We start from the raw sequence: 20,802 nt of genomic DNA on the forward strand, positions 1-20,802 counted from the left end.
CGGAGTGACGGTGAGCACAGCCCCCGAACCCGACCGGAGCACCTGGCCCACCGGGCGGCTGCTGGCCGCCGCCGCCCGGCTGGTGGAACAACGCTGGGTGGCCGTGCTCGACGGCATGGGCCTCACCCACGCGGGGCTGATCGCCCTGCACACCCTGCGCGACGGGCCCCTCCCCCAGCGGACGCTGGCCCAGCGCTGCCAGGTCACCGACCAGACGATGAGCCGCACGCTCGGCCGGCTGACCCGGGCCGGGTTCGTCACCCGGACGGCGGACCCCACGGACGGCCGGCGGCACCTCACCCGGCTGACCGAACGCGGCCGGGCAGTGCACGACGAGGCCGTGCGCGCCGAGCCCGCCCTGCTCGGCGGGCTCGGGGACGACGAGGCGTTCCGCGCCGGCCTGTTGGACCTGATCACCCGGCTGTCCGCGGGCGATTGACCGCGGGCGGGGCTGGGTAGCTCTTGGGCATGTGGATCGCGGTGAGCACCCCAGTGGCCGTCCTGATCACTACCGTCCTGATGGAGCGGTTCGAACGACGATGCCGCCTGGTGCCCACCGCCGAACCCAAGCGGCCGCGGGCCCGCGTCTGACCCCGCTTGTGTGATCCACGTCACTTTCTCTTCGACCGAGAACCCCGGCCCCGCCGTCCGGCGACTGACCGGGTGGATCCGGCGTTCGTGATCCGGGTTCACGGGAGGAGAAACACATGCGTGGCACGAGGAAAACCCGCGCCGCCGCCGGTCTGGCCCTCGCGGCCTGCCTGGTCGCGACGGGGAGCATCGCCATCGCCGGCGGTGCGTCGGCCGATCCGGGATCCACCGAGGGGACGACGACCGTGCAGCAACCGCCGAAGGGGGCGCGGGCGACCGTGCAGGTGAGCCCGAACCCCACCACCCACCGCGGCCAGGAAGTGACCATCACCGGGAACTGCGGCGGCGGCACCGGGCTGAAGTCCGTGCTGGGCGGGTTCCCCGAGCACCCGGCCCTGGAGAACATCCGCATCCTCGAAACCGGCCCGGACCGGTTCGTGGCCAAGGCGAACGTCGCCGGCCACATCGGCAACGGCGTCGGGCCGGTGTTCGTCGACTGCGGCGGCGAGGCGGGCGTGACCCTGCTGGTCACCCACGTCTGAACACGCGGCGGACCCGCTCACCGACCGGGTTTCCGGTGAGCGGGCCCGCCACCACAATGGCGACGGAATTCAGCAGGTCTTCCACGAGAAGTGGTAAATCGTGTCCACGCTCGCGTGTTCGGAATCCATTTCGATGAAACTGCCTGCGGACGAGGTTCCGGCGTCGGCCCGCAGTTCCGCATTGATGTTCAGGTTGCGGCTCTCGCCGCACGGCGCGAACACCAGTTCGTCGACGTCGGTCTGGTCGACGGCCCGCCACACGCCGTGGAACGGGCCGGGGAAGGTGTGCCGCACGCGAGCGGTCGGCGCCGTCCCGGCGAAGTAGTAGTTGGCTTGTTCGAGCGCGCTCGCCCCGCTCTCGATGTGCGCGTAGCCGCGGTAGTCCGCCTCGGCGATCGCGTACGTGAACCCTTGCGGCACATGGACGACCACGTTGATCTGGCAGTTCTTGCGGGCATCGAGAGCGGACGCGCCACCGCCGGCCTTGGCGGTGAAGTTCGTGTAGTGCACCGTGAACGACGTGTTGTCCGACGCGACGTCGGCCGAGGCGGTGGCCGTGCCCGCCGGGCAGCCGGACCCGTTGATGGTCTTGATGTCGAGCGTGATCTTTTCGGACGGAACCGAGTCGGCCCCGGAAGCGACGGGGGCGACGAAGGCGGACAGAATCAATGCGGCAACGACCGACATACCGAGCATGACGCTCCTCCAAACGGGCCACGGTGCCAAGTGGTCATGATGATCGCGCGCGGAGAGGATCGTAGCGCGATCGCAACCTTTTCGACGGCCACTGAACGGAGTAACACGACCGGGCGTGAGTGCACGGGAAATCCATTTCCCGCTATTTCACCTTTCGCGGGGTGCGATATTCGGGGAATCGAAGGTCAAGACTGGTCCGGACCAGCGCAGTGCCGGAGGGAATACGGCGGGGTGGCCCCGGCGAGCAGCGCTTCGGCGTCCAGCGTCGCCGCCCGGCTCCCCCGCTCCGCGAACCGCCGAGCCACCAGCGCGCCCGGCTCCGCCACGTCGTCCGCGCGGCCGGACAGGAAGGCCCACTCGTGCTCGTCCGAACCGAAGTACAGCACCGAGCCGAACACCTCGCGGAACCGCCGCCACGACGCGCGCAGCGTCTCGTTGCGCCACAGCGTCGGGCAGCCCGCCTGGCAGGTCACCACTCCCCCGGGCGCCAGCAGCCGGGCGCAGCGGGCGAGGAAGTCCGTGCCGTACAGGCGGTTGTGCTGCGCGGCCGGATCGGTGTTCTCGTCCGGCAGGTCGATCACGACCACGTCGTAGGTGTCGCCGCGGTCCGCGGCCTCGGCCAGGAACGCCCAGCCGTCCGCATAGGACACCCGGACCGGCCCTTCCCCGCGCTCGGCCCGGGCGAGGTCCGCCGGGGTGTAGCCGTAGGGCAGGTGCTCGGCGCAGGCGCGGACGGCTTGCTCGTCGATGTCGACGTGGTCGACCAGCGACGCGCCGGCGGCGACCGCCAGCTCGCACGCGACCCCCTCGCTCGACCCGATGACGAGCACCCGCCGCACCCGCTCCGCCAGCAGCAGGGCGGGCACCATCAGCGCTTCGTGGTACACCAGCTGGCTCGCCTCGGTGCTCTGGCGTTCGCCGTCGCAGAACAGCGAAACCCCGTGCGCGGTCGTGCCGATCAGCACTTCCTGGTACGGCGTGTGCGCGTGGAACCGCACGTCGCCGACCGCCCAGACGCGGGTGAGGCCGTCGCCGACCGGTTCGTGGATCAGCGGCATCAGCGTTCTCCCCGGTGGAGGACCGACAGGTGGACCGGCTCGGCGTGCAGCGACTTGGCCAGCAGCCGCAGGGCGTGCTCGGGATCGGCGCGGTCCCCGCAGGTGAACACGTCGGCGAAGAGCGAGCCGTGCTCGGGGTAGGTGTGGACGGACGCGTGCGACTCGGCCAGCAGCGCGATCACCGTGGCGCCCTGGGGCGCGAACCGCTGCGCCACGACGTCGAGGACCGTCGCGCCCGCCTCCGTCACCGCGGCCCGCAGCAGTTCCCCGAGCCGGACCGGGTCGTCGAGCAGTGCCGGGTCGATGCCGTGCAGCTCGGCGAGCACGTGCCGCCCGGTGAACCGGCCGACGTCAGGCATCGCCCCACCGCCCGATGCACAGCGTGCGCAGCGGCTCGATCCCGTTGAACCCCACCGACGCGTAGCTCGCGGTGTAGGCGCCGGTGCCCGGCAGGTCGAGCCGGTCGCCGCTGCGCAGCGACACCGGCAGCCGGTACGGCGTCCGCTGGTAGAGCACGTCGTCGCCGTCGCAGGTGGGCCCGGCGAGCACCACCGGGCCGTCCGCGCCGTCGTGCGCGCCCACCGGTTCGAAGCGGTAGGCGATCGCTTCGTTTTCGGCCTCGGCGAGCCCGTTGTAGCGGCCGATGTCGAGGTACACCCAGCGCCGCTCGTCCCGGGGCGCGACCAGCACGACCTCGGTCCGCAGCAGGCCGGCGTCCGCGACGAGCACCCGGCCCGGCTCGAGCAGCAGCTCCGGCCGGCCCTCGGGGAACGACGTGCCGAGGGCGGCCTCGATCGTCGCCGCGTACGCGGCCAAGGACGGCACGGCCGTGCGGTGCGCGGTCGCGAAGCCGCCCCCGAGGTTGAGCCGCGTCATCGCGACGCCGTGCGCCGCGGCCTCGGCGAACAGCTTCGCGGCCGTGGCGATGCCGATCTCCCACGCGGTGACGTCCGGCTGCTGGGAGCCGACGTGGAAGGCGATGCCGGGCCGCAGCCCCCGCGCGGCGGCGCGCAGCACCAGGTCGAGGGCCTCGGCCGGGGCGCAGCCGAACTTCCGGCCGAACGGCGTCGCCGAGTCCGGCGCGTCGAGCACGACGCGGATCGACACGGCCGAGCCCGGCGCGTACCGGCCGAGGTGGTCGACGTCGTCCGCGGCGTCCGAGGTGAACTCCCGGACGCCGCGGTCGAACGCGAAGGCGATGTCACGCGGCTTCTTGATCGGGTTGCCGTAGGCGAGGTCCGCCGGATCGGCACCGCGATCCAGGCACCGCCCGAGCTCGGCCGGGCCGGCGACGTCGAAGCCGATCCCGGCCGCCACCAGCGCGTCGAGCACCGGCGGCGCCGGGTTGGCCTTGACCGCGTACCGGACCAGCGCGCCCGGGAACGCCCCGCGGAACTCCCGCGCCCGGGCCGCGACGACGTCGGTGTCGACGACCAGGCACGGCGTCGGCGGGTCCCGCTCGTCCAGGAACCGGCGGATCCGGGTGAAGTCGGCGCACACGGGCGCCAGTGTCGCAAACGGGCGTCAGGCGAACCGCCACAGGTGGTCCGGCGTCCCGTTGTCGTCCCACTGGGTCACCTGGGCACCGTCCGCCGTGGACTGCTGGTCGACGGCCAGCACCTTGCCGCTGCGGACGTTGACGAGCTTCGACCAGCCGCCGCCGGCGTCGACGATCCGCCAGTTGTGGTCCGGGGTGCCGTTGTCGCGGTACTGCTGGACGTGGGCGCCGTTGTCGAGGCTCTGGTCGTGCACGGCGAGGACCTTGCCGCTGTTGCGGTTGACGATCCGGACGGTGCCGTCGCCGTTGTCGACCACGGCCCAGAGGTGGTCGGCGGTGCCGTTGTCGGTCCACTGGGTGACTTCGGCCATGTCGGCCAGCGACATGTCCGAGACGGCGAGGACCTTGCTCGAGCGCTGGTTCTGCAGCTTCCGCCAGACCGTCGCCGAGGCGGCCGGGCGGGTCAGCAGCGCGAGGTAGCCCCCGGCGACCGGGCGGGCCTGGAAGCCGCGCTGGGTGGCGTCGGCGACGACGTACCAGTCGCTGAACGGCACCCGCTGCGGTGTGGTGTTGGCGTAGCTGTAGACGCCCTCGACCAGGGTGGTGCGGATGTTCGGCTGGTCGGTGAGCCAGGCCGCGGTCCACAGTTCCCAGTCGGCCTTCGTGTAGTTGTTGCGCGGGTCGAGCAGGACGCCGTGGGCACCGGCGCGGGCCTGGTACCAGGCGGCCTCCTGCGCCGCGACGCCGAGCGGGACGAGGTCGAGGCCGAGCACGCGGTCGGCGAAGCCGTTGTACTTGAGGCTCCACGTGCCGGGCTGGTCGTAGGCGAGCCGCAGGTGCTGGCCGTCTTCGGCGAGGGTCACCCACTGGCTGACGTAGCTGCGGGACGTCGAGCGGTACCGCTGGACGTCGGCCGCGTTGCCGGTCGCGGTGGCGATGATCCCCATCGCGCCGACGCCGATGATGCCCTTCAGCGCCAGGTTCGCGCTGTGGGCGATGAAGCCGGTGAAGTCGTCGGTCTGGTTCTGGAAGCCGGGGTCGAGGGTGTTGGCGATCAGGTATTCGGCCCACTGCCGCAGGATCCGGTAGTGGGTGGTCGCGAAGGCGACGGCGTCGGCCTGCGGCAGCCGCTGCACCAGGGCGGCGGCCATGATCAGCAGGTTGGCCGACTCCTCGACCGGCATGCTCTCCTCGTTGCCGTCGTTGTGCCCGGTGGCGTCCGGGTAGTGGGTGCCGAGGTCGTGCTCGGCGAACTGCATCGGCCAGCCGCCGCGCTCGGCGTAGTCGAGCAAAGGCTCCAGCAGCAGCCGCAGGTAGGCCGGCGAAAGGTAGAGGTAGGCGGGGAACGCCGGATAGGTGACGTCCACTGTGGACATGTTGCCGTTGGAGGAGATCTCCTTGAGGAACACCCAGGGCGCGCCGCCCCGGTCGACCAGTTCGGTGCCGCCGAACGCCTGCCGCAGCGCGAGCGCGCAGATCCCGGCGTAGTGCTCGCCGGTGCTCCCGCCCCCTGCCGCGGCGGCGGCGTCGTCGTGCAGGCGCTGGTCGATCGCGGTCGCGGCGGCCAGTGCCGAGGCGTAGTCGTTCGCGAACCACACGGCCATGTCCGGCCAGCTGCCCCAGTAGTGCGTCCACCACGGCCGCAGTTCGGTGCCGAGGTACCGGACCGCGGGGGTGCGGACGTGCCCGATGGCGAGGGTGAAGGGGGCGGCCGTGCCGCCGGCCGGGACGGTGCCGAGGTTCCGGTTGAAAGCGAGCACGGGCCAGCGGTCGTTGATCGCGCGCGGCTGCGCGGTTTCGCTGGTGTTGTTCAGGGCGCCCTGGGCCGCCGAGGCGCCGCGCACGACGGTGTCCTGCCCGATCTGCCAGGTGGTCCCCGACGCCGGCGCGGCGAGGACGAGGGAGCCCCAGCTCGCCTGGTCCCCGTTTTCCTGCAGCACGCCGGGGGCGGCCGGGGTGCAGCTGAGGAGGGTGTAGCCGTTCGACTGCTGCTGGGTCCAGGTGACCGGGGTGGCGGTGTTGCCGTGCACCCACTCGGCGGAGGTGTCGAAGTGCAGGTCGACGGCGTGCGCGCGGCCGTCGGCGCTGGCGGCCTGGAGGGTGACGTACCCGAACGGCACGCACTGGCGCTGCAGGTTGCCGGGGTCGACGGGCGAGAAGAAGGTGACGGTGAGGTTCACCCCGCCGCCGGTGAGGACGTAGGTCGAGCGGGTCCCGGTGACCTGCAGGCTGACCTGGGTCATCGGGGTCGTGGCCGGGCTGCCGGGCGCACCGGCGAAGAGGTAGGCGACGCCGTCGATGCGGGCGATGCCGCAGAGCGCGGTGATGTGCCCGGTCCAGAAGCTCGACCAGGTCCCGGCCAGGTTGTCGGCGGCCTGCCAGGTGGACAGGTAGGGCGAGCGGACGATCAAGGGCGTGGCGGGCGGCCGGATCGGGCTGAAGGTCCCGGCGGAGGCCGTCCCGGGCAGCCAGAGAGCGGCAGCGACGGCGGCAGCAGAGGCCCCGGCGAGCCGGAGCAGGTCACGGCGGGTGAGGTGATCGCGTTCTCGGGAGGACATCGGTGGCCCCTTCCACGGCGAGCGGCGAACGGCGCAGGGACCGTTTTACATCGTTGGTACAACGTTGTAAATCCGCCGAAGGTCGGGGTGGACCACCGGGGAGCGCAGGTCCGGTGCGGCTGCGGCACTCGTGGTCACGCGGGCGGTCGTGAGTGGTAAGGCGAGTTCTAACTCGCCTTACCACTCACGAGCGTCAGGCGGGTTTCGGGCGGCTGGTCACGCCGTGCGGCCCGGGCGGTCCGAGGGCGGCCACACGTACGGCAGGTCCGGCGGCACGCCCGGGAACCGCGTCCCGTAGTGGTCCGGGTCCTTGCGCACCAAAGCCGACTGGTGGCTGCGGTGGAGCGCCTCGTCGCCCAGCCACGGCGGTACCTCGCCCGCCGCCGCGAGCTCCGGTTGCGTGCGGATCGCGCCGCCCACCGAGTGCTCGAACTCGCCGGTCAGCTTGACCGCGCACGTGTCCGCCGCGCCCAGGGCGCACCACACCGCGCACACCTCGAGGCCGTAGCGCGTCAGCGCCTCTTCGTAGCCCGTCCACATCTTCGCCGCCGGGTGGTGGCGCCAGCCGTAGCCAGGGATGACCAGTGCGCGCAGCACCTGAAGCGCCTCCACGCGCTGCTTGCCGAGGCGGCGGCGGTCCAGGGTGCGGGCGCTGGCGGTGAAGTCGGCGCACGGCAGGAACGTCTGCATCCCGGGCGGGTACCCCGCCGCGCCGCCGGGAACCACCGGCCACTGTGGACCGTTGCGGCGGCCCCGGCCGCGAAGCCGGGGCCGCCGGTGTTCACCGGGGGCCGGTGCGTCCGCGGGCCGCGACAGCTGCTTCCGGTTCGACGCTCACCCTGGGGCGCAGGGGCCGGGCTTCGAGGCCCTCGACGTCGATCACCAGGAACCAGTGGGCGTTGGCCGGGATGTGGATCTTGAACATCGGCGCGGTGGCCACCCCGCCGTGCATCCGGTAGTACTGCCGGCGCCGGTAGGCCTGGAAGTTGACCGCCGTCAGCAGCCTGACGTTGGCCATCGCGTCCAGGCGGACGGTGACCACCGCGTCTCTTCGCACTTTCCCGAGGTCGAACACGCTCGGTTCCATTTCGTCCCTCTTCCACGCGTGGAGTTTCGGTTCCGGTTCTGCGGTCGCGGGCAGCGCGGAACGCGCCGCGGAGCACACGACGGGCGGCAGATCGGAACGGATCAGCCGGGGCCGGTCCCCGGTTCGCACGGCCGCCACAGCGGCACGAAGTCCCCGTGTTCCCAGGTGGACGCCGGAAAACCGTGGATCCGGTGACCGGCGGCCAGGAAAGCGGCCGGAACGGTGGACCCGCTCCCGGACGCGACATCGGACGGCGCGGGACGCAAGGGCGCCGGAGTGTCCCCCGGCGCACCGCGCCGGGGCTGCAGAGCGGCACGAACGGCGGAGCGGGGCGGGGCGATTTCGCCGCTGCAGGCGCGGCCCGGCCGGGTCGGCGCCGCGGCCTCCGGCCGGAGGGCCGCCGCGGGCCTGGGTGCGGTCGCGGGCTCGGTGCCGGACAGGCCGGCGACCGGCGAAACCTGCGCGAGGACGGGCCGCGCGGCCAGGCTGGTGCCGAGCGGCAGGTGGCTGCCACGCGCGGGAGGAGGCGCGCCGACGATGGGCTCGGTCACGGGCTGGAGGACACCGGCAACGGGACCGACGAGGCCCGCCACCGGCCGGGCAACGGCCGAGACGACCGGTTCGACGACGGTCTTGACCACCTGTGTGAGTGGCTCGACGGAACGCACGATTTGCGAGACGGGTTCGGCAAGCGCGCCGACGGTGCCGACCACGGGCGAGAGGACAGGACCGACGCCTGCGGCAGTCCCGGTCACAGGTGAGACGGCTTTCGCGGCTTCACGCGCCACCGGCTCGGCAATCGCGCCCACGCCGCGGGTCACCGGCGCGACAGCGCCTCCGGCCGCACGCGCCACCGGCGAAACAGCATCTCCGGTCGCGCGCGCCACCGGCTCAACTACTGCGGAAACGCTCCCCGCCACTGGCGACAACGCGGCTCCAGCTGCATGCGCCACCGGCTCGGCAACCGCACCCACGCCTCGGGTCACCGGCGAAACAGCGCCCCCGGTCGCACGCGCCACCGGGGCAACGACCTCACCAGCACTCCGCGCCACCGGCGAAACAGCATCCCCGGCCGCACGCGCCGAAACCCACCCGCCGACCGGATCCGCCGGCGTCGCCGCTTCCGCGGCCTGGCAGCACAACCACGACACCAGCCACAGCCCCGCCACCGCTCCCACCAAGACCAGCAGCCGCCGGGCGACGACGGCTCTGTCGCCCACCTTGCTGGCCCTGGACACTTCGGTGAACCTCCACGGGATGCGGGACTGGTCTTTACCCCTCAACGTGCCGCGTGACACGCCTGCTACGGGCCGCTCGGCGCTTCCACTCGACCGGCCTAGCGCTCCCCCGCCCGGCCACCGGACCCAAGGCTCCAGTCGGGTGAGGGCGCTCCACCGGTCGTCCGCCCCTGGATTCCTCCGGCCCCTTCACGCCTCCTGCGCACGTCGTTGGCCCGACAGCGCGCCCAGTGCCGTGACTCCGTGCTGCAGGCCCTCGCGGAACGTCGTCCGCTGGCCCGGGCTCATGTCCGCGAGCAGGGCCTGCTCCAGCTCGGCGACCGCCGGTGCGCAGCCGGACAGCAGGTCGCGGCCCGCGTCCGTCAAGCCGGCCAGCAGGACGCGCTTGTTGTCCGGCTTCGGGGTACGCGCGATCAAGCCGCGCTTTTCCAGCGTCAGCACCATTTCGTGCATCGTCTGCGGGCGCAGGAACGACCGGCGGGCCAGCTGCGCCGACGAAAGCGCGCCGCTGGCTTCGAGGACCGTCAGGGCCGTGTACTGCAGCGTGGTGAGCCCGAGCGGCCGCAGGGCGTCGTCGAGCAGCGCCCTGATCACCAGCTCGAGCCGTTTGACCAGGTAGAGGGTCAACGGCGGGCCGGCGGGCTGCTGCTCCGCGGAGGTGCTCACGGCGCCCATCATGGCACGCGCGCGCCGCTATGCTCCGATCATGGACCTCGGCCGGCAGACCCGCGTGCGGCAGGCGATCGACACCTTCTTCGGTCCGTCCCGGCCACCGGAACCCGGCCACGTCCTCGACCTGTTCCGCCGCACCGCGGAAACCGTTCCCGCCTACCGGAAGTTCCTCCGCGAGCACGGGATCGACCCCGGCAGCATCACGACGATGGCCGCCTTCGGGCAGCTGCCGCTCACCGACAAGGCGTCCTACCACCGGAAGTACCCGCTGCCCGAGCTGTGCCGCGACGGTAGCTTCGACGGGCTCGACATGATCGCCGTCTCCTCCGGCTCCAGCGGTCACCCGACCGTCTGGCCGCGGTCGCTCGAGGACGAACTGCACGTGGCCCGGCGGTTCGAGCAGGTGCTCGTGGCCGCCTTCGACGCGGGACGGCGCCGGACGCTCGCCGTCGTCTGCTTCCCGCTCGGCACCTGGGTGGGCGGGCTGTTCACCACCGCGTGCGTGCGCCACCTCGCCGCCAAGGGCTGCCCGATCACCGTCGTCGCGCCGGGCAACAACAAGGCGGAAATCCTGCGGGTGCTGCCCGAGCTCGCGCCGCACTTCGAACAGGTCGTGCTGCTCGGCTACCCGCCGTTCGTCAAGGACGTCGTCGACACCGGGCTCGCCGAGGGCGTCGACTGGCCCGCGTACGCGATCAAGCTCGTGCTGGCGGGCGAAGTGTTCAGCGAGCAGTGGCGCGACCTGGTCGCTCAGCGGGCCGGGATCGCCGACCCGGTCCGCGACATCGCGTCGCTGTACGGCACGGCCGACGCGGGCGTGCTCGGCACCGAAACCCCGCTGTCGGCGGGCATCCGCCGGTTCCTCGCCGGGCGGCCGGACCTGGCGCGGGAGGTGTTCGGCGACGCGCGGCTGCCGACGCTGGTGCAGTACGACCCGGCCAGCCGGTTCTTCGAGGTGCACGAGGGCACGCTCGTCTTCACCGCCGACGGCGGCATCCCGCTGATCCGCTACCACATCGCCGACGACGGCGGCGTCCTGCCGCACGCCGAGCTGCTCGAGTTCTGCGCCCGCCACGGCTTCACGCCACCGCCCGGCCCGGAGCTGCCGTTCGTGTACGTGTTCGGCCGGTCGCTGTTCACGGTGTCGTTCTTCGGCGCGAACATCTACCCGGAGAACGTCACCGTCGGCCTGGAACAGCCCGGCATCAGCGACACCGTGACCGGCAAGTTCGTCATCGAAGCGGCCGAGGACGCCGACCGGGACCGGCGGCTGCGCATCACGGTCGAAACGGCGCCGGGCGCGACCGCCGACGCCGCCCGGATCGCGGCGGCCGTCCGCGCGCAGCTGGTGCGGCTCAACAGCGAGTTCGCGCACTACGTCCCACCGGAGCGGCAGCTGCCCGACGTCGTCCTGCGCCCGGCCGGTGATCCCGAGTACTTCCCGGTGGGCGTGAAACACCGCTACACGCGGCCGTCCTAGGGCCGGGCCAGTTTGCGGAACCGTTCCCGGCGATCGTCGGCGGACGAGCCGTCGGCGATGTCGTCGTCGAACCACGAACCCAGCGCCGTCCACAGTTCCGCGCAGCCCGCGAAGTCTTCGATCGTGGACTGCTCGGCCAGCTCGCCGATGTCGGCGACCAGGTGGTCCAGCCTGCGGTCGCAGAGCCGCACGTACTCCCGGACGACGATGTTCGCGTCGAAGCCCGTCTTCGCGCGCGGGCCCGCCGCGCCGCGCAGCTGGGCGTGCAGGCTTTCCTCGCAGTACAGCGGGAAGCCGGAGATCGAGCCCGGGTAGCCGCACTCGGCCGACCACTCGCGGAACGCGCAGATCGCCTGGTAACGCGTGTACCAGTCCTGTTTCCCCTCGGCCAGCCGCGCGAGCCGCCGCCAGGCGTCGCGGTCGGCCGCGCGCCAGCGGTCGAGGGTGCGGCCGTCCGGGGGCGGCCCGGTGTCGAGCGCGCGGGCCCGCCAGAAGTGCGCCCGGCAGGCCGCGATCTCGGCGACGAGCAGCCGGACGTAGCTGACCTGCTCCCAGACGTGGGCGCGCTGCGGCCGCAGCGGGGCGGCGCGGTCCGGCGAGAACGTCACCATCTCGAAGACGCGGAACAGCTCGTGGCCGCGCAGGGCGGCCAGGTCGGGGTCCTCCCCCATCACCCAGGAGCGGCGCTCCGGCAGCCGGCCGCTGTGGCTGATCGTCGCGGCGTGGTAGAGCTCGCGGACCGCGCGGCGGGCCACCTCGTCGCGCGCGTCGCCTTCGAGACGCGGGTTGCGGGCGTGGTCGCGCAGGTCGCGTTCGCCGCGCGGGCCGACTTCGAGCATCGCGACGGCGTACACGCTCGCCGCGTTGTAGCACTCCTCCCACGACCGGCGGGGCCCGGCGGCTTCGACGGTGTCGTCGAGCGCCTTCGGGTCCGGTGGCCAGCTGCGGTCCGGGCAGACGTCGGCCAGCCGCACCCGGCTGCCGGGGTAGGCGGGCCGGGGCTCGGGGACGGCTCCGGTCTCCGGCTCGACGTCGGCCATCGCCCGCCGCAGCACCGCCCAGACCAGGGAGAGGTCGAGGGCCCGGTTGGTCAGTTGCCGCCAGCTGCGCCGCCAGCGCCGTCCGAAGCGGCGGTAGTCCTCGACGAGCCGCTCGATTTCGTACTGCGACAGCGCGCAGAAGTACGACCGCATCTCCGCCGCGCGCTGGTTGTACTCGGCCAGCTGCGCCGGGGTCGCCTCGTGGACCAGGAGCTCCTCGACCGGCACGCGCAGGACACGCCGGTGCAGTTCGAGCCGCTGCTCCCGCGGGAGCTCCTCCGGCCGGGTCCGGACGTCGAGGTCCACGTACCGGCGGAACCGCAGCTCCACCGCCGCCCGCAGTTCGGCGCGGCGCTGCGCCCGCGCGTCGCCGGGGACGCCCGCGGTGGTCCGCCGCACCCACCACGAACCGGCCACGGAGTCGCCGTGGCCCAGGACGAGCGCGTGCCGGTAGCGGGCGATGAGCAGGGCGACGTCGCGGCCGCGGGTGTCGCGGCGGGGCTGGCGCGCGAAATCCGGGCCGATCCACCACCGCGCGAGATCCGCGTGGCCCCGGCTGCACACGGTGATGACGTCGTCGTAGGTGGCGAGCGCGTCGAGGTGCAGGTCGAGCTGTTCCTGCAGGGCGGCGATCTCGAGCCGGATGTAGACGTTGGCGGGGTCGAGGCTGACCGCCCGGTAGTACTCGGCCAGTGCTTCGTCGTAGCGGCGGTAGGCGATGAAGTGGTTGGCGCGCTGGTAGGCGTCGAAGAGCTCGTACGGGATCTTCGCGCCGCGCCAGGCGGCCCAGTGGATGTTCGTGCGGACGTACGCGCTGCGCGGGATGACCAGCGCGGCGACGGCGTTGGCGGCGCGGTGCAGCACGCGCGGCCAGTTCTCGTCCTCGATCACCAGCGGGCTGGCGGCGAACCGCGGGACGCGGACGAGCTCGAGGATGAGCTGGTAGCGGCCCGGCGTGTTGCCGGGCCGGACGGTGCCGGTGACGGTGAACGCGGCCGGCGGCTGGGCGAGCCGGATCAGCTTGGTCGCCGCCTTCCACCAGCCGTCCGCGGAGTCGCCGGCGTGCTCGACGATCTGGATGAAGTCGTACGAGCTCCCCGCGCCCGGGACCGGGGTCGGGGTGTAGAGGCGCGAGTCGTTGAGGAACCGCTTGAAGGTCGCGGTCAGCTCGACGGCGGAGTCGATCTCGCGGTCGTGGCTGCCTTCGGGCCGTTCGTCGACGAACACCCGGATGTCGATCTGGTTGGCCCGGTAGGCGGCGGTTTCCAGGCGCGCCTTGCCGACGAAGTACAGCGTCAGCACGGCTGACACGAGCACGACGGACGTCTGCAGCACGGTCCAGGTGATGACGCTGGCCACCTTCGGGTCCTTCACGAAGGTCAGGTCCTGGAAGAACGGCAGGTAGGGGACGACGGCGAAGCCGGCCGCGACCAGCCCGGACGTCAGCGCCGCCAGCCACCACCGGATCCGGTGGGCTTCGGGCAGCTCGGCCTGGTCGAACCCGCCGAGCCGGCGCGCGCGCACATCGATCACCCCCTCGTGTCAGGTTACTCGCACAGGGGGAGCGGTTCGTTACGGCCCGTGATCCTCCAGCTCGGCGATGACCTGCGCGTGGCACGGCTCGGGCAGGCACCAGCAGCCGAGCCGGCGGCCACGCAGGTCCGGCAGCAGGGCGAGCAGGTCCGGCCGGCCGAGCAGGTGTTCCCGGTACCGGGCGAGGACTTCTGCGCGCGAGCCGTCGCGGCCGGGGCGGAAGGGGCTGGCGAGCGGCGAACCGGCCAGGTGCCAGCCGCCGCGGTGCATGGCCCGCCCGACGTAGACGACGTCGGCGTACGCGGGATCGTCCCGGTGCCCCTTCAGGTTGACGACGGTGGTCGGCATGCGCCCTCCTTCACCGTCCGCAACGTAACTCCGCTCCGGCACCATCCGCCACCCGGCCGACCTCGAGCCCCGTCCGATGGTTCACCTAGTGCAGATGCACTATGCTGGCGGTTCACGGTTGAGCCGTCAGCCGCTGCCGGACGTTCCGCGCCCGGGCCGGCAGGCTGCCCCGTGCGCCGTTCAGCCCCCGAAGACGTCCGGTCCGCCCCCAGCTGCCCGACGAAAGGGTGTGCCGCGATGGTTCCTCAACCCCGCTCGGCCGACCAGGTCTTCACCGCCGCCGGCTGGCTGACCGCCGGCGGCCAGATGTCGCTGCGCGTGCTCGAGCCCGCACCCGGCACCGCCCTCGTCGAGGTGGTCGGGGAAATCGACCTCGGCACCGCCCGCCGCCTGGACGCGGTCCTGCAGGCCCGGCTCCCCGGCCGGCTCGACGAGCTCGTCATCGACCTTTCCGGCGTCACGTTCTTCTCGGTCGCCGGGCTGAACTCGCTGCTGCGCGCCCGGCTGCTCGCCGACGCCGCCGGGGCGCGCCTCACCGTCGACGCCGGGCGGTCCCGCGCGGTGCGGCGGCTGTTCACGCTGATCCCGACGGACTTCGACACCGTCGTGAACGTCCGGCCGGTCCGCTGACCGCGTGACCGCTCAACCGGCCGACCGACGGCCCAGCCGCCGGACGGCTTCGACGATCGCCGTGTTCGGTGCGCCCTTCACCAGGTACTCGGTGACGCCGGCCGCGGCGAGCCCGGCGATCGAGGCCCGGTCGGCGTAGGCGGAGAAGGCCAGGATCGCCGTGCCCGGGCTGAGCCGGGCGATCTCGCGGGCCGCCCGCGCCCCGCCGCCGCCCGGCATCCGGACGTCGAGGACGGCGACCGCGGGCCGGTGCCGCTCGGCGAGCCGGATCGCCTCGTCGGCGTCGCCGGCCACCGCGATCACCGCGATGTCGGACTCGGAGTCCAGCACCTCCCGCAGGACGTCGCGGATCATCACGTCGTCGTCGGAGATCAGCACGCGCAGCTCGGTCACGGTTCGAGCTCCGGCACGTCGGGCAGCAGGGGCAGCCAGAACTCGACGGCCGTGCCCTCGCCGGGCGCGCTGCGCACCGACAGCCAGCCGTGCGCCGCTTCGGCGCGTTCGTGCATCTCGACCAGGCCGAAGTGGCCCGCGCCGGCGTCCCCGCCGGCGGTGCCGATGCCGTCGTCGGTGATCCGCACCAGGGTTCCGTTGTCCACTGTGGACAGGGAGACCGCGACCCTGGTGGCCCGCGCGTGCCGGTGGACGTTGCTGAGCGCCTCCTGGCAGATCCGGTAGACCGTGATCGCCGCTTCCGGGGACGGCTCGGCGGTGAGGTCGTCCTGGACCGAGTGCGCCAGCCCCCAGCGGCCCGCGACCTCTTCGACGTAGGCCGACACCGCTTCCACCAGGCCGTGCCGGTCGAGCTCCGGCGGGCGCAGCCGGGACACCAGGCCGCGCAGCCGCCCGATCGCGGCGCTCACCGACTCGTCGAGGCCGCTGACGGCGCTCGCGTGCGGCTCCGGCAGCCGGGAGGCGAGCAGCTGCAGGCGCATGCCGACGGCCACCATGGACTGGATCGACTCGTCGTGGACGTCCCAGGCGATCCGGCGCCGCTCCACCTCCTGGGCCTCCACGAGGTGCCCGACCAGCCGGCGGCGTTCGCGCAGGGCCTGCTCGGCGTTGCGGCGCTCGGTCATGTCCCGGGTCACCTTCCCGAAGCCGTGCAGGCGCCCCTGCTCGTCGTAGAGCGCGGTGATGACGACGTTGGCCCAGAACCGGGTGCCGTCCTTGCGCAGCCGCCACCCCTCGTCCTCCAGCCGCCCCTCGGCGACCGCGATCTCCAGCTCCCGCACCGGTTTTCCCGCCGCCACGTCCTCCGCCGGGTAGAACACCGAAAAGTGCCGCCCGATGATCTCCTCCGTCCCGGGTCACCTTCCCGAACCCGCGCAGCTCGCCCCGCTCGTCGTAGAGCGCGGTGATCACCACGTCGGCCCAGAACCGGGTGCCGTCCTTGCGCAGCCGCCACCCCTCGTCCTCCAGCCGACCCTCGGCGACCGCGATCTCCAGCTCCCGCACCGGTTTTCCCGCCGCCACGTCCTCCGCCGGGTAGAACACCGAAAAGTGCCGCCCGATGATCTCCTCCCCAGACCACCTTCCCGCGGCCGGTCGGCGCGGTTCCCCGCACCGTGGACAGGCGGTCGACGAGGGCGAGCCCCCAGCCGCCGTCGGGTCCCGCGGGCCGCCGCACCGGGGGCGCCGGGTTGTCGTCGAAGACCTCGACGCGGACGTCCACACCGTCCACGCTCAGCCGCAGGACCCGCTCGCCCGTCCCGTGGCGCAGGGCGTTCGCCGCGAGCTCGGTGACGACCAGCAGCGCGTCGTCGACGGCGACCCCGGCGGCCCACGCCAGCAGGGTGAGGCGGGTGAAGCGGCGGGCGGCGGCCAAGCCGCCCACGAGGTCGGTCAGCACGCACTCCGCGCTGAGCGGGGCAGGGGTGTTCACGGCATCAAGCTTCGCCGAGGACGCGGGAAGCGCGCGAGAGGCAAACGCCCCGGCCCGGCTGGTGCAGCTGCATCAGCCGATGAGGCCCTCCCGGCGGGCCACCGCGACGGCTTCGAGCTTCGAGCGCGCGCCGAGCTTCTCCAGCACCCGCTGGACGTGGTTGCGCGTGGTGTTGCGGGAGACGCCCAGCCGCCGTCCGATCTCGTCGGTGGTCGCGCCCTCGGCGAGCAGGTCGAGGGTTTCGCGCTCCCGCGCGGTCAGCGCCGCCCCGCCGGCCGGCGCCCGGCCGGTGAGCCGGTCGAAGACGCCGGGCAGCAGCTCCGGGTCGAAGACCACGCCACCGGCGGCGACGTCCCGCACGGCGGATTCCAGCACGCCGAGCTGGGAGGACTTGAGCAGCAGGCCGGCCCCGCCCGCCTTGGCCACCTGCACGGCGACCGCCGGGGTCGCGTCCCCGGTCAGCACCAGCACCCGCGCCCCGCCCGAGCCGAGTTCGGCGACGACGCCGAGCGCGTCGCCGTCGGCGAGCCGCCGGTCCAGCACCACGACGTCCGGGGCGTGCTCGCGGGCGTCGGCGACGGCTTCCGCCCGGGACCGCGACCGGCCGACCACGGTGATCCCGTCGGCGCGGTCGAGGGCGAGCTGCAGCGCCTCGGCGACCATGTCGTGGTCCTCCACCAGCAGGACCCGGACGGGGCGGGGCTCGTCGGCGCTGCTCACGGTGTTCCCTCACTCCGGCGGTGGCTGCCCGCCCATCCTAGGCGCCCGGCCGCGCGCCGTCGTCCCGGTGGCGGGATCACCAGGCCGGGGGACTCGGCCGCAGCAGGCCCTCGGGGCCGGTGACCGGCAGCCAGTCGACGAGGTCCTCGTGGTGCCCCGCCGCGCGGAACACCGGCGGCCGGAACGACCCGGCAGGCGGCCCGGCGGCCCGCAGCACCTCGAGGAACCGGACGACCGCGCGCGGCGCGGGCAGGACCTCCCGGCCCCCGAGGTAGGCGAGCGGTTCCGCCGCTCCCCCGCCCGCCGGCTCGACCACCGCCGACCAGCCGTGCACCTCGTCCCAGATCAGCGCCAGGTCGTGCCCCGGCAGGTCCGGGAGCGTGCGGTCGAGGGCCACGTACCCGGAGGCCGGCACGTCGAGGTCGAGCGAACAGGACTCGAAGCCGACGCCGGCGGCCCGCGCGACGCGGCCGAGGTAGGCACGCAGCCCCCGGGCGAAGTGGTATTCGATGTCCCGGCCGAAGCCGATGAGTGTGTTCATGATTCCGCCCTCCCGCACCCGCTGCAGGGCCGGAGTACCCGATCGGGCGGACGATCACACTTTCGTGCTTATTCTTCTATTGCACCGCCCACGGCCCGCAGATGCGCGCGGAAAGTCAAGGCCGGATTCGTTTCCCGCGCCGCCAGGAATTCACCGAACCGCACCTGCTGACGCAACGGTTCGCCGCCGCGGATCCGGTCGGCCTGCCGGCGTTCGGTGTCGCGGATTCCCTCCGCGAGCGTGAACAGTTCCCCCGCGCGGGCGAGCGGGACGAAGAGGACGCCGTCGTCGTCGCCCAGCACGAGGTCCGCGGGGCCGATCCGCCAGGCGCCGACGACCGCTTCGGCCAGGCCGCCGTCGACCCGCGGGCCCAGGCCGAGCGGCCCGGTCGGCACCGAGCCCATGCTGAACACCGGCAGCCCGATCGCCCGGATGTCCGCGGTGTCGCGGTGCAGGCCCCAGATCACCACCCCGGCCAGCCCGGCGGCACGCGCCTCGAGGACCACGAGGTCGCCGACGCAGCTTTCGTCGAGCCGCCCGCCGTTGTCGACCACCAGCACCCCGCCCGCGGGGGCGTCCTCGAACGCCTCCAGGAAGACGTCGACGCTGCCGACGTGCCGGGCCGGGACCGCCGGGCCGAACAGGCGGGTGCCGGGCACGACCGCGCGCGTCCCCGCCGGGGCGCAGCGCACCGGGAGCCCGGCCCGGATGCAGGCGTCGGCCAGGTGGGCGGTGGTCAGCGTCGCGAAGCGCGGCCTGAGTGCTTCATGCTCCATGGGCCGAATCTAGCCAGCGGTCTCGCTTTCCAGCCACGCCAGGTACTCCGCGCTGCCGCCGGCGATCGGCGTGGCGATCACCTCCGGCAGGTCGTAGCCGTGCAGCTGCCGCAGCCGTTCGGTGAGCGCCGGCACGCGGGCGGCGGTGGTCTTGATCTCCACCCGCCACTCCTGGCCGGTCTGCACGGCGCCGTCCCACCGGTAGACGCTGGTGATCGGGCCGACGACCTGCGCGCAGGCCCCCAGCCGGGCTTCGACCGCCTGCGCGGCCAGCTCCCGCGCCGCCGCTTCCGAGTCCGTCGTGGACGTCACGATCACGTGTTCTGCCGCCATGGGCCGAGGTTACGTCGTCGGCATCGCGCTCGTCGTGGTCGTCGGTGCCGTGGTGGTCGTGGGGGTCGTCGTCCGGGTCGGCGTCGTCGTGCGGGTCGGCGTCCGGTGCCGGGTCGTCGCCGGGTTCGGGTGCGGCGGGACCACCGTCGCGTGGGTCGGCTCCGGCGACTCCGGCGGCGGCACCGGCACCAGGGACGCCGTCTCGCTCGCCGAACTCGTCGTCGGCGGCGGGGTGCTGCCCGCCGGGCTGCCGCCGGAGCTGCTCACCGCCACCGCCACGCCGCCGATCGCCACGACCGCCACCGCGCACAGGCCCACCACCACGCCGCGGCGGGAGGCCCGCCGGGCCGGGCTCGAGCCGGGCTTGGGCCCGCGCAACGCCGGCGGCGGCGCGCCCGCGCCGAACTCGGGGACCGCCATCGCGCGCGTCTCCGGCCGCGGCGACGGCACCCGCGGGCCGTCCGGCACCGGCAGGGCCGCCGGCCGCGGTTCCCCGGCCCCCTGGACCAGCCCCGAGCGGCCGGCCGCGAGCGCCGCCGCGCCGAGCGCGACGCCGTACTTCGGGTGGATGTCGACCGCGGTCGGGCGGCCGAGCTCCGCGGACACCAGCTGCGAGACCAGCGGGATCCGCGAGGAGCCGCCGACCAGCAGCACCGCACCGAGGTCGGCCGGGCGGAGGTTCGCCGAGCGCAGGGCGCGGTGCAGCGAACCGAGGGTCGCCGCGATCGACGGGCGGATCATCTCCTCGAACTCGCCGCGCGTCAGCCGGACCTCGGTCTGCACCGACGGCAGCAGCACCGGGACGGCCACCTCGGTGTCCGCGGACAGGGCTTCCTTCGCCAGCACGCACTCCTGGCGCAACCGCACGACCGCCGCCACCGCGCGCGGGTCGTCCGGGTCGATCTGCGACAGCTTCCCGTCGAGGGCCCGGTCGACGTGCCCGAACACGGCCTCGTCGAAGTCGACGCCGCCCAGGCCTTCGATGCCTTCCGGGGTACCGAGGATCTCGAACCCGCCGGTGCGTTTGCGGAGCACGGTCGCGTCGAACGTGCCGCCGCCGAGGTCGTAGACCGCGACGACCGCACCGTCGTCGAGGCGCTCCTGGGCCGCGTAGTGCGCCGCCGCGGCCTCGGGCTCGGTGATCAGGCCGACGCGGTCGATCCCGGTCAGCTTCGGCACCTGCTCGAACAGCTCCCGCTTGTACGGTCCCCAGTTCGCCGGGTGGGTCAGGGTGATCCGGTCCGGGCGGCCGCCCTGCTGCCCGGCGACTGTCCGCACCACGTACCCGAGCAGGTGGGCCATCAGCGACGCCACCGAGTGCGGCGCGCCGCCGAGCAGCACCGGTGTCGGGTCGCCCAGCCGCCGCTTGAACTCCCGCGTCACGCGGTCGGGTTCGACGGCCGCGCGCCGGCTCGCCGCGTCGCCGACCAGCACGCCGCCGTCGCCCCGCAGCAGCACCACCGACGGGATGGCCGCCGTGCGGTCGCCGAGGGAGACCATTTCGACGTGGCCGGCCCGGCCGACGGCGGCGGCCGTGAAGGTCGTGCCGAGGTCGATGCCCAGTCCGTAGCCCATG

At 73.5% G+C, this 20,802-nt stretch carries 22 protein-coding genes and 1 pseudogene; 4 read left to right on the top strand and 19 right to left on the bottom strand.

Translation table 11 applies throughout. The features are described from left to right. Positions 1-4 precede the first annotated feature (4 nt). Together OO60_RS38650 and OO60_RS38655 are read left to right on the top strand one after the other, a co-directional pair. Positions 5-439: a MarR family winged helix-turn-helix transcriptional regulator gene (locus OO60_RS38650; RefSeq protein ID WP_003103781.1), complete on the top strand. Its 435-nt coding sequence runs from the start codon at positions 5-7 to the stop codon at positions 437-439. Positions 440-707: 268 nt separating this feature from the next. Beyond that, complete coding sequence (locus OO60_RS38655) at positions 708-1,133, top strand: hypothetical protein (RefSeq protein ID WP_003103779.1); 426 nt, start codon at positions 708-710, stop codon at positions 1,131-1,133. Positions 1,134-1,202: 69 nt separating this feature from the next. Here OO60_RS38655 and OO60_RS38660 read toward each other — a convergent pair whose 3' ends face one another. The 9 genes from OO60_RS38660 to OO60_RS38700 form a co-directional block, all read right to left on the bottom strand. Continuing rightward, complete coding sequence (locus OO60_RS38660; protein WP_081655967.1) at positions 1,203-1,829, bottom strand: DUF4360 domain-containing protein; 627 nt, start codon at positions 1,827-1,829, stop codon at positions 1,203-1,205. A 185-nt stretch (positions 1,830-2,014) separates the two neighbouring features. Beyond that, a complete protein-coding gene (locus OO60_RS38665) occupies positions 2,015-2,887 on the bottom strand; it encodes a spermidine synthase (protein ID WP_003103775.1) in 873 nt (290 codons plus the stop codon). Then, positions 2,887-3,246: an adenosylmethionine decarboxylase gene (speD, locus tag OO60_RS38670; protein ID WP_003103772.1), complete on the bottom strand. Its 360-nt coding sequence runs from the start codon at positions 3,244-3,246 to the stop codon at positions 2,887-2,889. The genes OO60_RS38665 and speD overlap by 1 nt, the downstream gene beginning before the upstream one ends. Beyond that, positions 3,239-4,387 carry a type III PLP-dependent enzyme gene (locus OO60_RS38675; protein WP_003103770.1) on the bottom strand — a complete coding sequence of 383 codons (1,149 nt, stop codon included), beginning with the start codon at positions 4,385-4,387 and terminating at the stop codon, positions 3,239-3,241. Before OO60_RS38675 ends, speD begins: the two co-directional genes overlap by 8 nt. A gap of 24 nt (positions 4,388-4,411) precedes the next feature. Continuing rightward, a complete protein-coding gene (locus OO60_RS38680; RefSeq protein WP_003103768.1) occupies positions 4,412-6,943 on the bottom strand; it encodes a glutaminase domain-containing protein in 2,532 nt (843 codons plus the stop codon). 216 nt (positions 6,944-7,159) lie between these two features. Next, the gene (locus tag OO60_RS38685) at positions 7,160-7,633 is read right to left on the bottom strand and encodes an MSMEG_6728 family protein (protein ID WP_003103765.1); all 474 of its coding nucleotides are present in this window, start codon (positions 7,631-7,633) and stop codon (positions 7,160-7,162) included. A gap of 91 nt (positions 7,634-7,724) precedes the next feature. Beyond that, positions 7,725-8,030 carry a DUF1883 domain-containing protein gene (locus OO60_RS38690; RefSeq protein ID WP_033263272.1) on the bottom strand — a complete coding sequence of 102 codons (306 nt, stop codon included), beginning with the start codon at positions 8,028-8,030 and terminating at the stop codon, positions 7,725-7,727. Between the two features lie 101 nt (positions 8,031-8,131). After that, positions 8,132-9,268 (bottom strand): hypothetical protein, encoded by a 1,137-nt coding sequence (locus OO60_RS46785; RefSeq protein ID WP_156081353.1) that lies wholly within the window; start codon positions 9,266-9,268, stop codon positions 8,132-8,134. Between the two features lie 189 nt (positions 9,269-9,457). Beyond that, on the bottom strand, positions 9,458-9,946 hold the full coding sequence (locus tag OO60_RS38700) for a MarR family winged helix-turn-helix transcriptional regulator (protein WP_004561276.1): 489 nt from the start codon (positions 9,944-9,946) through the stop codon (positions 9,458-9,460). 28 nt (positions 9,947-9,974) lie between these two features. Here OO60_RS38700 and OO60_RS38705 point away from each other — a divergent pair, with 28 nt between their 5' ends. After that, positions 9,975-11,420 (top strand): phenylacetate--CoA ligase family protein, encoded by a 1,446-nt coding sequence (locus tag OO60_RS38705; protein ID WP_240490912.1) that lies wholly within the window; start codon positions 9,975-9,977, stop codon positions 11,418-11,420. On the opposite strand, the gene OO60_RS38710 is transcribed toward OO60_RS38705, so the two are convergent. Together OO60_RS38710 and OO60_RS38715 are read right to left on the bottom strand one after the other, a co-directional pair. Then, the gene (locus OO60_RS38710) at positions 11,417-13,984 is read right to left on the bottom strand and encodes a hypothetical protein (RefSeq protein ID WP_033263273.1); all 2,568 of its coding nucleotides are present in this window, start codon (positions 13,982-13,984) and stop codon (positions 11,417-11,419) included. The genes OO60_RS38705 and OO60_RS38710 overlap by 4 nt on opposite strands. Before the next feature lie 48 nt (positions 13,985-14,032). Next, entirely contained in the window at positions 14,033-14,341 is a 309-nt protein-coding gene (locus OO60_RS38715; protein WP_004561274.1) for a DUF4326 domain-containing protein, read from the bottom strand. A gap of 237 nt (positions 14,342-14,578) precedes the next feature. Here OO60_RS38715 and OO60_RS38720 point away from each other — a divergent pair, with 237 nt between their 5' ends. Next, entirely contained in the window at positions 14,579-14,971 is a 393-nt protein-coding gene (locus tag OO60_RS38720; protein WP_004561273.1) for an STAS domain-containing protein, read from the top strand. Between the two features lie 12 nt (positions 14,972-14,983). Here OO60_RS38720 and OO60_RS38725 read toward each other — a convergent pair whose 3' ends face one another. The 8 genes and pseudogenes from OO60_RS38725 to OO60_RS38755 all read right to left on the bottom strand — a co-directional run bounded on the left by OO60_RS38725 (position 14,984) and on the right by OO60_RS38755 (position 20,801). Continuing rightward, positions 14,984-15,364 carry a response regulator gene (locus OO60_RS38725; RefSeq protein WP_033263230.1) on the bottom strand — a complete coding sequence of 127 codons (381 nt, stop codon included), beginning with the start codon at positions 15,362-15,364 and terminating at the stop codon, positions 14,984-14,986. Then, the gene (locus OO60_RS44805) at positions 15,361-16,245 is read right to left on the bottom strand and encodes a PAS domain-containing sensor histidine kinase (RefSeq protein ID WP_244885645.1); all 885 of its coding nucleotides are present in this window, start codon (positions 16,243-16,245) and stop codon (positions 15,361-15,363) included. Before OO60_RS44805 ends, OO60_RS38725 begins: the two co-directional genes overlap by 4 nt. 353 nt (positions 16,246-16,598) lie before the next feature. Beyond that, positions 16,599-16,856: pseudogene (locus OO60_RS48365) on the bottom strand (ATP-binding protein); the annotation flags it as partial. 72 nt (positions 16,857-16,928) lie between these two features. Next, a complete protein-coding gene (locus OO60_RS38735; RefSeq protein WP_003102499.1) occupies positions 16,929-17,576 on the bottom strand; it encodes a response regulator transcription factor in 648 nt (215 codons plus the stop codon). Positions 17,577-17,652: 76 nt separating this feature from the next. Next, on the bottom strand, positions 17,653-18,117 hold the full coding sequence (locus OO60_RS38740) for a DUF6292 family protein (protein ID WP_003102496.1): 465 nt from the start codon (positions 18,115-18,117) through the stop codon (positions 17,653-17,655). Positions 18,118-18,185: 68 nt separating this feature from the next. Beyond that, the gene (locus OO60_RS38745; RefSeq protein ID WP_003102493.1) at positions 18,186-18,893 is read right to left on the bottom strand and encodes an RraA family protein; all 708 of its coding nucleotides are present in this window, start codon (positions 18,891-18,893) and stop codon (positions 18,186-18,188) included. A gap of 9 nt (positions 18,894-18,902) precedes the next feature. Then, positions 18,903-19,226 carry a divalent-cation tolerance protein CutA gene (gene cutA, locus OO60_RS38750; protein WP_003102490.1) on the bottom strand — a complete coding sequence of 108 codons (324 nt, stop codon included), beginning with the start codon at positions 19,224-19,226 and terminating at the stop codon, positions 18,903-18,905. 9 nt (positions 19,227-19,235) lie between these two features. After that, complete coding sequence (locus OO60_RS38755) at positions 19,236-20,801, bottom strand: Hsp70 family protein (RefSeq protein WP_033263231.1); 1,566 nt, start codon at positions 20,799-20,801, stop codon at positions 19,236-19,238. Position 20,802: the final 1 nt, after the last annotated feature.

It is taken from the genome of Amycolatopsis vancoresmycina (genome assembly GCF_000716785.1).
Taxonomy (GTDB): Bacteria; Actinomycetota; Actinomycetes; order Mycobacteriales; family Pseudonocardiaceae; genus Amycolatopsis; species Amycolatopsis vancoresmycina.

Coding starts and splice junctions, on each gene's coding strand:
- OO60_RS38655 (WP_003103779.1), top strand. CDS start 708: ATGCGTGGCACGAGGAAAACCCGCGCCGCCGCCGGTCTGGCCCTCGCG.
- OO60_RS38660 (WP_081655967.1), bottom strand. CDS start 1,829: ATGCTCGGTATGTCGGTCGTTGCCGCATTGATTCTGTCCGCCTTCGTC.
- OO60_RS38665 (WP_003103775.1), bottom strand. CDS start 2,887: ATGCCGCTGATCCACGAACCGGTCGGCGACGGCCTCACCCGCGTCTGG.
- speD (WP_003103772.1), bottom strand. CDS start 3,246: ATGCCTGACGTCGGCCGGTTCACCGGGCGGCACGTGCTCGCCGAGCTG.
- OO60_RS38680 (WP_003103768.1), bottom strand. CDS start 6,943: ATGTCCTCCCGAGAACGCGATCACCTCACCCGCCGTGACCTGCTCCGG.
- OO60_RS38685 (WP_003103765.1), bottom strand. CDS start 7,633: ATGCAGACGTTCCTGCCGTGCGCCGACTTCACCGCCAGCGCCCGCACC.
- OO60_RS38690 (WP_033263272.1), bottom strand. CDS start 8,030: ATGGAACCGAGCGTGTTCGACCTCGGGAAAGTGCGAAGAGACGCGGTG.
- OO60_RS38700 (WP_004561276.1), bottom strand. CDS start 9,946: ATGATGGGCGCCGTGAGCACCTCCGCGGAGCAGCAGCCCGCCGGCCCG.
- OO60_RS38705 (WP_240490912.1), top strand. CDS start 9,975: ATGGACCTCGGCCGGCAGACCCGCGTGCGGCAGGCGATCGACACCTTC.
- OO60_RS38715 (WP_004561274.1), bottom strand. CDS start 14,341: ATGCCGACCACCGTCGTCAACCTGAAGGGGCACCGGGACGATCCCGCG.
- OO60_RS38720 (WP_004561273.1), top strand. CDS start 14,579: ATGGTTCCTCAACCCCGCTCGGCCGACCAGGTCTTCACCGCCGCCGGC.
- OO60_RS38740 (WP_003102496.1), bottom strand. CDS start 18,117: ATGAACACACTCATCGGCTTCGGCCGGGACATCGAATACCACTTCGCC.
- OO60_RS38745 (WP_003102493.1), bottom strand. CDS start 18,893: ATGGAGCATGAAGCACTCAGGCCGCGCTTCGCGACGCTGACCACCGCC.
- cutA (WP_003102490.1), bottom strand. CDS start 19,226: ATGGCGGCAGAACACGTGATCGTGACGTCCACGACGGACTCGGAAGCG.
- OO60_RS38755 (WP_033263231.1), bottom strand. CDS start 20,801: ATGGGCTACGGACTGGGCATCGACCTCGGCACGACCTTCACGGCCGCC.